This window comes from Billgrantia pellis (assembly GCF_008297955.1).
GTDB lineage: Bacteria > Pseudomonadota > Gammaproteobacteria > Pseudomonadales > Halomonadaceae > Halomonas > Halomonas pellis.
On the sequence record NZ_VTPY01000002.1, the window covers coordinates 291,321 to 304,925 of the forward strand.

General features: G+C 62.3%; 13 protein-coding genes and 2 tRNA genes. 9 read left to right on the plus strand and 6 right to left on the minus strand.

The features are described from left to right. The first annotated feature begins 287 nt into the window (after positions 1 to 287). From F0A17_RS04855 to F0A17_RS04865, 3 genes are read left to right on the plus strand one after another with little or no spacing between them, the layout of a single operon-like run. Positions 288 to 1,376: a methionine ABC transporter ATP-binding protein gene (locus F0A17_RS04855; RefSeq protein WP_149327230.1), complete on the plus strand. Its 1,089-nt coding sequence runs from the start codon at positions 288 to 290 to the stop codon at positions 1,374 to 1,376. Continuing rightward, positions 1,357 to 2,010: a methionine ABC transporter permease gene (locus F0A17_RS04860; RefSeq protein WP_149327231.1), complete on the plus strand. Its 654-nt coding sequence runs from the start codon at positions 1,357 to 1,359 to the stop codon at positions 2,008 to 2,010. The genes F0A17_RS04855 and F0A17_RS04860 overlap by 20 nt, the downstream gene beginning before the upstream one ends. Before the next feature lie 25 nt (positions 2,011 to 2,035). Next, positions 2,036 to 2,851 carry a MetQ/NlpA family ABC transporter substrate-binding protein gene (locus F0A17_RS04865; RefSeq protein ID WP_149327232.1) on the plus strand — a complete coding sequence of 272 codons (816 nt, stop codon included), beginning with the start codon at positions 2,036 to 2,038 and terminating at the stop codon, positions 2,849 to 2,851. Positions 2,852 to 2,935: 84 nt separating this feature from the next. Here F0A17_RS04865 and F0A17_RS04870 read toward each other — a convergent pair whose 3' ends face one another. Continuing rightward, complete coding sequence (locus tag F0A17_RS04870; RefSeq protein WP_149327233.1) at positions 2,936 to 3,235, minus strand: MTH1187 family thiamine-binding protein; 300 nt, start codon at positions 3,233 to 3,235, stop codon at positions 2,936 to 2,938. Between the two features lie 92 nt (positions 3,236 to 3,327). Between F0A17_RS04870 and F0A17_RS04875 the strand changes: the two genes are divergently transcribed. Then, positions 3,328 to 3,813, plus strand: a complete 486-nt coding sequence (locus tag F0A17_RS04875) for a GAF domain-containing protein (protein WP_149327234.1) — start codon at positions 3,328 to 3,330, stop codon at positions 3,811 to 3,813. Positions 3,814 to 3,887: 74 nt separating this feature from the next. On the opposite strand, the gene F0A17_RS04880 is transcribed toward F0A17_RS04875, so the two are convergent. From F0A17_RS04880 to glpK, 3 genes are all read right to left on the minus strand, one after another. Next, positions 3,888 to 3,964, minus strand: a tRNA-Val gene (locus F0A17_RS04880). A 17-nt stretch (positions 3,965 to 3,981) separates the two neighbouring features. Then, a tRNA-Val gene (locus F0A17_RS04885) sits at positions 3,982 to 4,058 on the minus strand. A 106-nt stretch (positions 4,059 to 4,164) separates the two neighbouring features. Further along, on the minus strand, positions 4,165 to 5,652 hold the full coding sequence (gene glpK, locus F0A17_RS04890) for a glycerol kinase GlpK (RefSeq protein WP_149327235.1): 1,488 nt from the start codon (positions 5,650 to 5,652) through the stop codon (positions 4,165 to 4,167). 150 nt (positions 5,653 to 5,802) lie between these two features. Between glpK and F0A17_RS04895 the strand changes: the two genes are divergently transcribed. From F0A17_RS04895 to F0A17_RS04905, 3 genes are all read left to right on the plus strand, one after another. Beyond that, positions 5,803 to 6,561 (plus strand): DeoR/GlpR family transcriptional regulator, encoded by a 759-nt coding sequence (locus tag F0A17_RS04895; protein WP_149327236.1) that lies wholly within the window; start codon positions 5,803 to 5,805, stop codon positions 6,559 to 6,561. Between the two features lie 155 nt (positions 6,562 to 6,716). Next, positions 6,717 to 8,219, plus strand: a complete 1,503-nt coding sequence (gene glpD / locus F0A17_RS04900) for a glycerol-3-phosphate dehydrogenase (RefSeq protein WP_149327237.1) — start codon at positions 6,717 to 6,719, stop codon at positions 8,217 to 8,219. Between the two features lie 67 nt (positions 8,220 to 8,286). Next, entirely contained in the window at positions 8,287 to 9,357 is a 1,071-nt protein-coding gene (locus tag F0A17_RS04905) for an endonuclease/exonuclease/phosphatase family protein (protein WP_149327238.1), read from the plus strand. An 8-nt stretch (positions 9,358 to 9,365) separates the two neighbouring features. Here F0A17_RS04905 and F0A17_RS04910 read toward each other — a convergent pair whose 3' ends face one another. Beyond that, on the minus strand, positions 9,366 to 10,745 hold the full coding sequence (locus tag F0A17_RS04910) for a class II fumarate hydratase (protein WP_149327239.1): 1,380 nt from the start codon (positions 10,743 to 10,745) through the stop codon (positions 9,366 to 9,368). A 283-nt stretch (positions 10,746 to 11,028) separates the two neighbouring features. On the opposite strand from F0A17_RS04910, the gene F0A17_RS04915 reads away from it, so the two are divergent. Further along, positions 11,029 to 11,601 carry a hypothetical protein gene (locus F0A17_RS04915; protein ID WP_187774627.1) on the plus strand — a complete coding sequence of 191 codons (573 nt, stop codon included), beginning with the start codon at positions 11,029 to 11,031 and terminating at the stop codon, positions 11,599 to 11,601. On the opposite strand, the gene F0A17_RS04920 is transcribed toward F0A17_RS04915, so the two are convergent. Beyond that, the gene (locus tag F0A17_RS04920) at positions 11,536 to 12,291 is read right to left on the minus strand and encodes a helix-turn-helix domain-containing protein (RefSeq protein ID WP_149327241.1); all 756 of its coding nucleotides are present in this window, start codon (positions 12,289 to 12,291) and stop codon (positions 11,536 to 11,538) included. The genes F0A17_RS04915 and F0A17_RS04920 overlap by 66 nt on opposite strands. Positions 12,292 to 12,528: 237 nt before the next feature. On the opposite strand from F0A17_RS04920, the gene F0A17_RS04925 reads away from it, so the two are divergent. Then, entirely contained in the window at positions 12,529 to 13,530 is a 1,002-nt protein-coding gene (locus F0A17_RS04925; protein WP_149327242.1) for a sensor domain-containing diguanylate cyclase, read from the plus strand. Positions 13,531 to 13,605 lie beyond the last annotated feature (75 nt).

Below are 13,605 nucleotides of genomic sequence, written 5' to 3' on the forward strand. Positions count from 1 at the left end.
TTAGCATTTTTTCCTGAAAATCCAGGCACCGGGCACCAACATACACCACCGGATTGACAACATGCGCCTTTCGTTCTAGCATTCGCCATCACATTTCAGGCGCCGATTTGTACCCGGATTGCGGGCGCCCACGTCGAAGGCCGCGGTGAACCCGCTTCACGGGCCGATGATGTGAAGTGCAGCTAAAAGGGTGTGTCCAGCGTTGATGGCCACCCGCCAGGGTGGCCTTTTTTCGTTCCGGCTCCCCGCTGCCGCCCGCCCGGTGACGGCCCGTCACTGGAAGCCAGATGATCACGCTACGCAACGTCTCCAAGACCTATCATCTCAGGGGCAGTCGAACCCGGCTCCCCTTCGCTTCGCGCCGCGATACGCCACCCCGCACCATCGAGGCGCTCAGGAACGTCGACCTGCACGTGCCCCAGGGCAGCATCCATGGCGTCATTGGCCTCTCCGGCGCCGGCAAGTCGACACTGATCCGCTGCGTCAACCTGCTCGAGCGTCCCTCCTGCGGCAGCGTGGTGGTCGACGGTCAGGAGATGACCGATCTCACCGCCGCTCAGTTGAACCAGGCGCGTCATCGCATCGGCATGATCTTTCAGCACTTCAACCTGCTGACCACACGCAACGTGTTCGACAACGTTGCCCTGCCGCTGGAGCTGATGGGCCTGAAGCGCGCCGCCATTCGCAAGCGCGTGCTGCCCCTGCTCGAACTCACCGGGCTTTCCGACAAGGCGCGCCAGTATCCGGCCCAGCTCTCCGGTGGCCAGAAGCAGCGTGTGGCCATCGCCCGAGCGCTGGCCAGCGAGCCCCGAGTGCTGCTTTGCGACGAGGCGACGTCGGCGCTGGACCCCCAGACCACCGGCTCGATCCTCACGCTGCTGCGCGACATCAACCAGACGCTCGGCCTGACCATTCTGTTGATCACTCACGAAATGGAAGTGGTGAAGTCGATCTGCCACCGTGTGAGCCTGATCTCAGATGGCGAGCTGGTCGAGGAAGCCGATGTGGGCGATTTCTTCACCGCCCCGCGCACCCGACTCGGCCGCGAATTCCTCAACGATTTCCTTCAGCTCGAGCCGCCCAAGGCCTTGGTGGAACGCCTCGAGGAAATCCCGGGCGAGCGCACGCACCCGGTGGTGCGTCTGGCCTTTTCCGGCGATGCCGTCTCGACCCCGCTGATCTCCCGCCTGGCCCGGGAGTGCGGCGTGGACGTGAGCATCCTGCAGGCCAAGGTGGAGTCGATCCAGGAGCGCACCCTGGGGTTGATGATTGCCGAACTGCTGGGCTCGCCCGAGCAGACCCGCCGGGCCATCGACTATCTCGAATCCCATGACCTGCACGTGGAGGTACTCGGCCATGTCCAGCGCAATGATTGATCTGATCCTGCAGGCAACCCTGGATACGCTCTACATGGTCGCCGTCTCGGCCGTAGTGTCGGCAGCGCTCGGCGTGCCGCTGGGCGTGATGCTCTACGTCACTCGTCCGCGCCAGATCCTGGCGCGCCCGCTGCTTAATCAGGTACTGGGCATCGTGACCAACATTGGCCGCTCGATACCCTTCATCATCCTGATGGTGGCGATCATTCCGTTTACCCGCCTGGTCGTGGGCACTTCGATCGGCACCAACGCCGCCATCGTACCGCTGACCCTCGCTGCCATCCCGTTCGTGGCGCGCCTGGTGGAAGGCGCACTCAACGAGATCCCGCCGGGCCTGGTAGAAGCCGCCCAGGCGATGGGCGCCACGCCGCACCAGATCATCGCCAAGGTACTGCTGCCGGAAGCTCGTGGCGGCATCATCACCGGCTTGACCATCACCGTAGTGACCCTGGTCAGCTATTCGGCCATGGCCGGCGCTGTGGGCGGCGGCGGGCTCGGCGACCTGGGTATCCGCTACGGCTACAACCGCTTCAATCCCACTGTGATGCTGATCACCGTGGCCATCCTGGTGGTCATGGTGCAGGGCTTCCAGAGCCTCGGCGACTACCTGGTACGCAAATCGGACCGCAAGTGAAGGCAACCCCAAAGGAGAAAAACCCATGCAAGCCAGCCTGACCCGCCTGTTCGGCGCCGCCGCTCTCGTCGGCGCCATCTTGATCGCCGGCTGCGGCGAGGACGACGGCGCCAGCGAGACCCGCTCGATCAAGGTCGGCACCATGTCCGGCCCGGAATCAGAGGTCATGGAAGTGGCGGTGCAGATCGCCAAGGATCGTTACGATCTCGAGGTCGAGATCGTTGAGTTCACCGACTACGTCTCACCCAACGCCGCGCTGGCCGACGGCAGTCTCGATGCCAACGCCTTCCAGCACGAGCCCTACCTGCAGAGCATGATCGACGACCGCGACTACGATCTGGCGGTGGCCGGGCATACCTTCGTTTATCCTATCGGCGCCTACTCCGAAAAGCACGACAGCATTGAAGCGTTGCCCAACGGCGCCATCGTCGCCCTGCCCAACGACCCCACCAACGGCGGCCGCGCGATGATCCTGATGCATAACGCCGGCCTGATCGAGCTGGACGACCACGAGAACCTCGAGGCCACCCCGGTCAACGTGGTGGAGAACCCGCATGACTTCCAGTTCCGCGAGATCGAGGCGGCCCAGCTCCCCCGCGTGCTGCAGGACGTCGACCTGGCCTTCATCAACAACACCTTCGCTCAGCCTGCCGGCTTGAGCCTGGACGACGCTCTGCTCCGGGAAGGCCCCGAGTCCCCGTACGTCAACATCATTGCGGTGCGTGAGGGTGACCAGGATCGCGAGGAAATCCAGCAGTTGGTTTCCGCGTATCAGAGCGATGAGGTGGCGGCCAAGGCGAAGGAGCTGTTCGACGGTGCCGCCGTGCCCGGATGGGAATAGATCGCCAGCATGCCAGCATGAACGGCGCGCAAGTCAACGGGCCGACGCCAAGCGTCGGCCCGTTTGCGTTTCAGTCAGCCGGGCTCAGCCGATCTTCCGTTCGACCTTGTCGATTCTCCCTTCCAGGCTCTGATCCTTGTCGGTGGCCGTGGCGATGCGGATCGTGCTGTCCACACGCGGCGCACCGCGCTCATGCAGCACGTCGTGACAGCGCCTGACGACCTGCATCACCTCCTCCCAAGAACCTTCGAGATTGGTACCATGAGCATGCAGTCGGTATTTCAGGCCCGCTTCCTCGATGACTTCTTCACAAGCGGCAATGTGGGACGACAACGAGGCCCCCGCCCCGATCGGGGTCACATTGATATCGGCAACGACGCGCATTCTTCATCCTCCATGTCGACCATTGGGTCCATGTCCGTATCCGAAACCTAGTCGCGCCAAGGCCATTGTTCAAACCCCCACGAGGAGACCGCATGCCCCCTGCCCTTCCCGATTACCCGTTGCTCTCACGCCAGTTGGAAGCGCTGCTCGACGAGGACGACTGGCTAGTCAACAGCGCCCAGACCTGCGCCTTCATCATGCAGCACGTTTCCGAACTCAACTGGGTCGGTTTCTACCTGCATCGTCATCCCGAGCGGCTCACGCTGGGCCCCTTCCAGGGCAAGCCGGCATGCAACCCGATACCGTTCGGAAAGGGGGTTTGTGGCGCCACCGCCCGAACGCGTGAAACGCAACGCATCGATGACGTGCATGCCATCGCCGACCATATTGCCTGCGACACCGCCTCGAACGCCGAGCTGGTCGTTCCGATAATGCGAGAAAAGGTGTTGTGGGGAGTACTGGATCTGGACAGCCCGCGCCACGCCCGCTTTAGCGTCGAGGATCAGGCTGGCATCGAGCGCCTGGTCGCGGTATTCATCAAACGCACGAACCTGCCGGATCTGCTCGCTTCGCGGTAGCCGTTCAGGCACGGGGACGGGCCGAACAAGCAGAACGCCCCGCAGCGATGTTACGCTGCGGGGCGTTCGGAATCTGGTAGGACCAAGCGGATTTGAACCGCTGACCTCCACGATGTCAACGTGGCGCTCTAACCAACTGAGCTATGGTCCTGAAACGGGCGGCACGGTTGGTAGGACCAGGCGGATTTGAACCGCCGACCTCCACGATGTCAACGTGGCGCTCTAACCAACTGAGCTATGGTCCTGTCTCGCCTTCCCTTTCCTTAGCCTTTCTTGCTCGGCTGCGTTGCCGCCATTTTACGCGGCGGCAACGGATGCATATCTTACCGAAATCGCTGCCTTTTGCAAGCGTCAAACGCCGCTTTTTACCCGCTCGACCGCCTCTAGCCAGCCACGATAGAGCCGATCACGCTCCGCCTCCGGCATGCTCGGCAAAAACTCCCGTTCACAGCGCCACAGTTCGGCGATCTCGTTCAGGTCGCGGTACCAGCCGAGTCGCAGGCCAGCCATGTAGGCGGCTCCGAGCGCTGTGGTTTCGAGCACTGTCGGCCGATCCACCTGAACGCCCAACATGTCGGCCAGGAACTGGACCAACCAGCCATTGGCCACCATGCCTCCGTCGACGCGCAGCGTTCCCGGCGGCACCCCCATGTCGTCGCTCATGCAGGCCTGCAGATCGCGGGTCTGGTAGCAGACCGCCTGAAGTCCCGCTGCGACGATTTCGGCAATACCGGTATCGCGAGTCAGGCCGAAGATCGCTCCACGGGCCTTGGGATCCCAGTGCGGCGCGCCCAGGCCGGTGAACGCAGGCACCAGGTAGACACTGTGACCGTCCCGTGTCTCCTTGGCCAGCGCTTCAGTCTCGGCGGCGTGATGGAACAGCTTGAGGCCGTCGCGTAGCCACTGCACGGCGGCACCGGCAACGAAGATACTGCCCTCGATGGCGTAAGTGGTCCTTCCCTTCAGCCGATAAGCCACGGTGGTCAGCAGCCGGTTGCGCGATACCGCCGGGGTATCGCCGGTGTTGACGATCATGAAGCACCCGGTACCGTACGTGCTCTTGCCCATCCCCGGTTCGAAGCAGGCTTGCCCTACCAGGGCCGCCTGCTGATCGCCGACAACACCGGCAATAGGCAGCTCGGCGCCTAACCATTGTGCGTCGCACATGCCGAAATCGTCGCTCGAGTCGCGCACCTCCGGCAGCAGACTCGCCGGTATCTGGAACAGTGCCAGCAACTCTTCGTCCCACTGCTGCGTATGAATGTTGAAGAGCATCGTACGCGAGGCGTTGGTGGCATCGGTGGCATGCTCTCGACCGCCGGTAAGGCGCCACAACAAGAAGCTATCGACCGTACCGAATGCCAGCTCACCACGTTCGGCACGGGCACGGGCGCCGTCGGTATTGTCCAGCAGCCAGGCCAGCTTGGTCGCCGAGAAATAGGGATCGATGAGCAAGCCGCTGCGCGCCTGGACGCTTTCGTCATGCCCCTGCTCGCGCAGGCGCTGGCACAGGTCGGCCGTCCTCCGATCCTGCCACACGATCGCGTTGTAGAGCGGCTCTCCCGTGGCCCGATCCCAGAGCAGCGTGGTCTCACGCTGATTGGTGATACCGATGCCGGCAATCCGTTCGAGTGAGACACCGGCAGTTTCGATCGCTTCGCGGCAAGTCGCCACTACCGACGCCCAGATCGCCTCGGGGTCGTGCTCGATCCAGCCGTCGCGCGGGAAGTGCTGGGGAAATTCCCGTTGGGCGATGCTGACGATGTTGCCGCCGCGATCGAAGAGAATGGCGCGCGAGCTGGTAGTGCCCTGGTCGATGGCAAGCAGGTAGTCGGCCATGAGAGGTCCTGTCGTTGTATGTTCGTTTATGACCATCAAGAGTACTGGACTATGTTCGCAATGCTTTACGACTTTCGTCGCACTTCGTCCCTGTCGCCTGCCGATACCTTGCCGAATCGCTTACACTCGCGTGAGCGAAAGGGAGCCGTCATGAACCAGCAACAACGTCAGGATGCCATCGTCGACCTGGTCCGCCGCCAGGGATACGCCAGCATCGAGCAGTTGACCGACCATTTTTCCGTCACGCCTCAGACCATACGCCGCGACCTCAACGCCCTGTCGGAAGAGGGTCTGATTCGTCGTGTACACGGGGGGGCGGGCCTGGAGTCCAGTACCGTCAACACCGCCTATAGCACGCGCAAGAATCTCAACCTGGAAGCCAAGCGGCGCATTGCGTCACGGGTGGCAAGCCATGTCCCCGACCACGCTTCGCTGTTCATCAACATCGGCACCAGCAATGAGGTCGTGGCCGAGGCACTGCTCGATCATCAGGGTCTCGAGGTCATCACCAACAACCTCAACGTGGCGGCGATACTCCAGCACAAGGAGGACTTCAACGTCATCATCGCCGGCGGCCAGGTACGTTCACGCGATGGCGGCATCATCGGTGAGGCGACCATCGATTTCATCAACCAGTTCAAGGTCGACTTCGGCATCATCGGCATCAGCGGCATCGACGAGGACGGCTCCCTACTCGAATTCGACTATCAGGAAGCGCGCGTCGCCCAGGCAATCATCCACAATTCGCGCCAGGTCTACCTGATTGCCGACCACTCCAAATTCCATCGCAACCCCGTGGTACGACAGGGAAATCTCTCCCAGCTCGACGCGCTGTTCACCGACCGCCAACCGCCCGAACGCATCGTGCATCTCATGCAGGTCAACGACGTCGCCCTGCACGTCGCCTAGAGACGGCTCCTCTCCCACGCAAGCCGGCACCTTGTGTGCCGGCTTTCGCGTTCTTGACTCTTGATGTTCGATTTCGATTGATCTATGTTCGTTTTCAAACATGACTACTGGCGAGACGCAGCTGGAGCTCGCCGCTTTTTTGGAGTTCCCGTTTCATGGCGCAGACCTCTCCCCCTCTCCTCGACATGTTCGTCATCGGCGGCGGCATCAACGGCACCGGCATCGCCAACGATGCCGCCGGGCGTGGTCTCTCCGTCGCCCTCTGCGAGCAGGGCGATCTCGCAGGAGCCACTTCATCGGCCAGCAGCAAGCTGATCCACGGGGGATTGCGTTATCTCGAACACCGCGAGTTCCGCCTTGTCGGGGAGGCCCTGCGTGAGCGCGAAGTGCTGCTGCAGAAGGCCCCCCACATCATATGGCCGATGCGCTTCATCCTTCCCCACCGTGGGCACCTACGCCCCGCCTGGATGATTCGTGCCGGGCTGTTTCTGTATGACAACCTGGGCAAGCGCAGGCGGCTTCCCGGCTCGCGCAGTGTTCGTTTTGCACACGATTCGCCCCTGATAGACGGAATCGTACGTGGTTTCGAATATTCCGACTGCTGGGTCGACGATGCCCGCCTCGTCGTGCTCAATGCCATGCAGGCGCGCGAGAGCGGCGCCGAGATACTGGTACGCACTCGCTGTACGGGCGCGCGCTCGCACGACAGTCATTGGTGTGTCGAGCTCGAGGATGTTCGCACCGGAGAACGCTTCGAGCGGCGCGCCCGGGTACTGGTCAACGCCGCCGGCCCCTGGGTGGAGAAAGTGGTACGCGAGCAGACGCAGCGCTCATCGCGCTATTCGATTCGCATGATCCAGGGAAGCCACGTTATCGTGCCCCGCCTCAACGCCGACGACCGTGCCTATATTCTGCAGAACAGCGACCGCCGGATCGTCTTCGTACTGCCCTACGAGGATGATTTCAGTCTGGTCGGCACCACTGACCGACACTACCGGGGCGACCCGTCGGAGGTCACCATCAGCGAAGAAGAGATCGCTTACCTGCTCGGCGTGGTCAACGACCATTTCCGGCGCCAACTCGACCGCCGCGACGTGATCGCGAGCTTCTCGGGCGTGCGTCCGCTATGCGACGACGAATCGGCGGATCCTTCCGCCATGACGCGCGACTATACGCTGGCACTGGAGACTCAGGGTGCGCCCCTGCTCTCGGTCTTCGGGGGGAAGATCACCACCTACCGCAAGTTGGCCGAAGCCGCCCTTGGGCAGCTGGCTCCCTTCCTGCCCGGCATGGCTCCGCGTTGGACCGCCGGCGCGACACTGCCGGGTGGCGACATCGACAATCAAACGGATTTCATGGCGCGCCTGCAGCATGATTACCCCTGGCTCGGTGAGACCCGTGCTCGCCGCTTTGCGCGCAGCTACGGCAGCCTCTGCCTGCGGTTCCTGGGCGACGCGACCTGCACCGAAGACCTTGGCGAAGCATTCGGCGCCGGCCTGACGGCAGCCGAAGTCGACTATCTGATGAATCACGAATGGGCATTCTGCAGCGAAGACATTCTCTGGCGCCGTACCAAACTGGGATTGCGTTTGACGCCGCGTCAGGTCGACGCGCTGAAGCGACATATCGCAACGCACCGTCACGGACTGGCTGCCTGAGGCTCCCATCGCGTAGGCTCAAAAGTGGGTACGCCCCAATTCGGCCTACACAATGTCAGGAGATCTCATGGCCCTCTACCCGCTCGCACTTGGCGGTGCGGTTTCGCTGCTACTCGCCGCCACTATCATCGCCAAGCTACCGCTGCGCTGGTGGTGGATACGGGCCTGCGAGTTTCCCCGGCTGCAGCTGGCGTCGGCCGCTCTGGTCACCGCCCTGCTTTCGCTCACTCTCGAATCGCCATGGCATTGGCTCCTGCTCGGCGCGAGCCTGCTGGTCATCATCCTGCAAGCTCGCTTCATTCTGCCCTGGACCCGCCTCTGGCCAGTCCAGGTGGAGGATGCCGAGCCCGGGCAGCAGGCCCGCTGCGTGACGCTGCTGATCGCCAACGTGCTGACGCCCAACCGACAGGCCAGCCGACTCATCGAGATTATCCATCAGAACGATCCCGATCTCGTGCTGACGCTGGAGTCCGATGCGTGGTGGCAGGAAAGGCTCGACGCAGCGCTCGATGAAGGTTGGCCGCATAGCATCAAGATCCCCCTGGACAATCTCTACGGCATGCACCTCTATTCGCGACTTCCCCTGGCTGACACCCGGGTCGAGTGGCTGGTTCAGGACGATATCCCCTCGATCCATACCGATGTCACACTCGAGAGCGGCGACACACTACGGCTACATGCCCTCCATCCGCGCCCCCCCGCCCCCAACGAGAGCGAGGAAACGCTATGGCGCGATGCCGAGCTGTTGCTCGTCGGCAGGGCCATTCATCGCAACCCGATTCCCACCATCGTAGCCGGCGACCTGAACGATGTGGCGTGGTCGCGTACTACGCGCCTGTTTTGCCGCATCAGTGGCATGCTCGACCCCCGTCGCGGCCGAGGCATGTACAGCACTTTCCATGCCCGCTACCCGCTATTGCGCTGGCCGCTGGATCATATCTTTACCAGCGAGCATTTCACGCTAAAGACAATGCGCCGGCTGCCCGGCTTCGGCTCGGACCACTTTCCCATCCTGGCATCGCTCTGCTTCCGCCCCTCGCGAGCCGACGAGCACGCCCCTCCCGAAGCCGAACCGGCCGAACGGGAGTGGGCACGCGAAACCATTCGTGAAGCCCGCGAGCGCGAACAGAAAACCTGACCTTCCGATCAATCCGGGATACCGCCACGCGTCAGCCGAGCGGGATCGAGCAGGCGTTCGAGTTCTTCCCGGCTCAGCTCGGTCTGCTCATTGGCCACGTCGATGATCGGTCGGCCTGCCTGATACGCCTGCTTGGCGATGGACGCAGCCGCATCGTAGCCGATCACCCCATTGAGCGCCGTCACCAGGATCGGATTGCGTGCCAGCGGCTCGGCGAGCCTATCGTCACGCACGCGAAACGTCGCGATGGCACGATCGGCCAACAGGCGGGCCGTGCGACTCATCAGGCGGATCGAGGTCAGCAGGTTGTGAGCGATCAAGGGCAGCATCACGTTGAGTTGAAAATTACCGCTCTGCCCGGCCACCGTTACTGCCGCATCCAGACCGATCACCTGAGCGGCCGCCTGAGCCGCCGATTCAGGGATCACCGGGTTGACCTTGCCCGGCATGATCGAACTGCCGGGCTGCAGTGCTTCGAGTTCTATTTCGCCGAGCCCGGCCAGCGGACCGGAATTCATCCAGCGCAAGTCGTTGGCTATCTTCATGACCGTGCAAGCCAGGCCCTTGAGCTGCCCCGACAGCTCCACGGCGGCATCCTGGGAACCGAGGCTGGCGAAGAAACTGTCATTGGGTGAAAACGCAAGGCCGGTCTGTTCGCTGAGTTCGCGCGCCATACGCTCGGCAAACTCCGGATGCGCGTTGATTCCCGTCCCTACCGCCGTGCCCCCCTGGGCCAGGCGAGAGAGCCGCACCATGGCGCTATCGATGCGCTCGATCGCTTGGCCGACCTGGCTCGACCAGCCGCCAAGCTCTTGGCTCAGGCGCAGCGGCATCGCATCCATCAAGTGAGTACGGCCGGTCTTCACCACGCCATCGAGTTCCGCGGCTCGCTCATCGATGTTCATGCGCAAATGCACCAACGCGGGGCGCAATTGCGCGGTCACCTCCAGCGCGGCCGAAAGATGGATAGCGGTGGGAATCACGTCATTGCTCGATTGCCCCATGTTGACATGGTCGTTGGGTCCTACCGGCAGCCCCTCACGGCTGGCAAGGTGGGCGATCACCTCGTTGACGTTCATGTTACTCGACGTCCCGGAGCCGGTCTGGAACACATCCACCGGAAACTGGTCGTCATGACGGCCGTCGACGATCTCCTGCGCGGCCGCCACGATGGCCTCGGCCCGCTCGGCGTCGAGCAGCCCCAGCTCATGGTTGACCTTGGCCGCCGCCAGCTTGATGCGTGCGATGGCATGTAGAAAAGCGGCCGGCATCGGCTGGCCCGAAACAGGAAAGTTCTCAACGGCCCGCTGGGTCTGGGCCCCGTAGAGTGCGGCGGCAGGCACCTTGAGTTCGCCCATGCTGTCGCGTTCGATTCGATATTCGCTCATGCCGATCCCTCGTCTGCGTTTCTTCTCACCATGGCGGCCCAGGCCATCCCTTGCAAGCTGCCCCCATCATCGGCCCCTCCAACACATCGCTTGGTTATGCCTCGGCCATGACAACTATCAAGTTTCGCCCCCTTGTCGCTAACAGCTGCGAGGTAATGTGATAACTATCGTCGCCACGCAAGGAACGAGTTTCTAAGATGGCTTCGGCCGCCAGTCGAGCCGCCATGACTCACAGCGAAACTTCAACAAGGCCAGCAGGCCACGACATGGAACACAATCAATAATGAAGCAACCGAACATTGCTTTGACCCTCCTGCCCCAGGAGCAGCTCACTCTCGTACACTCACATGAAACGGGGGAGCTTCAGCGCTTTCGTCGGCTGTCCCTCGGTTTTCTGCCCCTCATGCCCCAAGTGAGTCGTCTGATGGCCTCGCTTGGCCTGCAGTGCGAATCGCGACTGGCGAGTCTTCGCCAAGTCGCCGCCCGCATGGAGCTTGATGCCTGCGTGGCTGAGTCGGCTCACGACTTGCGCAGCTATACCACAAGCAAGCCCCACTTCTTTATCTCCGATGACGTCATGGCCGAACAAGTGCTTCAGCAGACGCTACAAGCTGCGATGGAAGCATGCGGGCTCTTCCAATGGCTGATCGAGACCAACGCCACACCCGAGCTGCACCGCCCCTTCGTGGACTTCGCTCGGCAGAAGGAGGGCGAAGCGCGCGTCCTGCTTGAGTTCCTCGAACAACGCAAGCACGCAGTCTCCATGGCGGAATCCGTTACCGTCCCACGCTCAGGCGCGCCGCTGTCGCCTCCCCGTGGAATCCGCCAGACGAGCCAGTTGCGCCAGGTCGAGTAGGCGATACTCCCGTCCGCGTACGGTCAGCAAGTTCTGGGCCTGGAAGGCCGCCAGGGTCCTCCCCACGGTCTCGTAAGTCAGGCCCAGATAATTGCCGATATCGCCACGCGAGAAGGCGAGGCGAAAATGCCGGGAGGAATAGCCTCGGCGGCGAAAGCGCTCGGAAATGACGAGCAGAAAGCAGGCCAGCCGTACCTCCGCCTTGCGGCTCAGGAGCAGGTGCAGTCGAAGACGCTCCTCATGCATGGCCTGACTGAGGTTGCGCTGCAGGCGACGGCGCAGTGTGGGTATGCCATTGCAGAGCCCATCGAGGCGTTCGTAGGGATATTCGCAGACAGTCGTGGTCTCGAGCGCGATGACGTCACCGGGGCAGGTGTCGGTACCGATGGCATCGAAGCCGACCATGTCCCCCGGGAGATAAAGGGCCGTCACGAGACTCTCCTCGCTCTCGGTGGTCGTGACCTGCTTGAGACTGCCGGAACGCACGGCATAGAGGCTCTTGAAGGCAGAGTTCTGGACCATCAGAGCATGACCTTTCTCTAGCTTGAGAGAAGGCGGAATGATTGCCTCGAGCTGCGCCGATTCCTCAGGCGTCAATCCTTGTGGCAGGCAGGTCGCGCTGAGATAGCAGGAGAAACAGCCTGTTACCGGCGTGCCTGGTGCATGCTCGCTCACGCTGCGAATACCCATGCAACGGCCTCACTCTGCTTAGCCAACGTCACATTGAGTATACGAAGCCTCCCCGCTGGCCGCAGGTTGAGTTGCACCATGCTCGTTACCTCGGAAGGCAGTACGGCATGTCGCTCAGCGGGTGATGAAAACCATGCTGCAGGAAAGAAGCCGCGCCCCTAATGTTAATGCTGCAATGCCGCAGGGCGGGCATGACCTCCGGGAACAGGAGGCAAGAAAAACGAAGGGAGCGTGATTATGCAGAATCTACCTTGGATGACGACGGACGTTCTGAGCCGACTCAGTGCCAACGCCGGCATATTGTTGATTCGCAGCCTATGGGAATATTGTCCCGAGCAGATGTTCATCGTCCGCGTCGAAGGGCCAGGCAATTACGTCATCGAAGCCATGAACCCGACGCAGCAGACCATGTTCGGCGACGAGCGCTCTTGCATCGGCAAGCGCATCGACCAGTTGTTTCCCTCTCCTCTGTGTCAAGGCGTTATCGCCAATCTCGCCCGCTGCGTCGAGAGCGCCAGCCCCATTCGCTACGAGGAGCGTAGCAGTTACCTCGATCGGCACGGCGATTATCGAGAGGGCCACTGGCAGACCCTGTTGGTGCCGATCACCGACCAGGGCGGCCAAGTCACTCACCTCTTCGGCGTCTCTCGCGAATTGTTGCCCGTGGCCTCCCCTTTCGGGACATCGCGCCCCGACAATCCCGAGCTGGAACGGCGCGTCATGGAACGTACCGCCGAACTGGTAGCGGCCAACCAGAAGCTTGCCATTCTGGCTACCCGCGATCACCTGACCGAGACCTACAACCGTCGCCACTTGTTGGAGTTGGCCGACATCGAACTGCGGCGCGCCTTCCGCTACAACCTGTCGCTGTGCCTGATGATGCTGGATATCGATCACTTCAAGGAGATCAACGATACCTGCGGCCACCAGGCGGGCGATCGGGCAATCCGCATCCTGGCCCGCACGCTAATGGCCACGGTGCGTGAATGCGATCTGGTGGGGCGTTATGGAGGCGACGAGTTTCTCATTCTGATGCCCGAAACGACACCGGAGGGCGCACGGGAGATTGCCGAGAGGGTGCGTCGAACGCTGGAGCAATCGGGCCAGATCACGGTCAGCATCGGCATCGCCAGCCTGGAACCCGACGACCGCTTCATCGACGACCCCATTCATCGGGCCGATACGATGCTACTTCAGGCCAAACGCAACGGGCGAAACCGTATCGAATGTCCCGCATGATCGCGGCACCAGCCGGGAACACCGCTAAGCCCGTTGTATCCGGTTCGACGGGCCTTGTTGCGTCGCGCCGGGGTG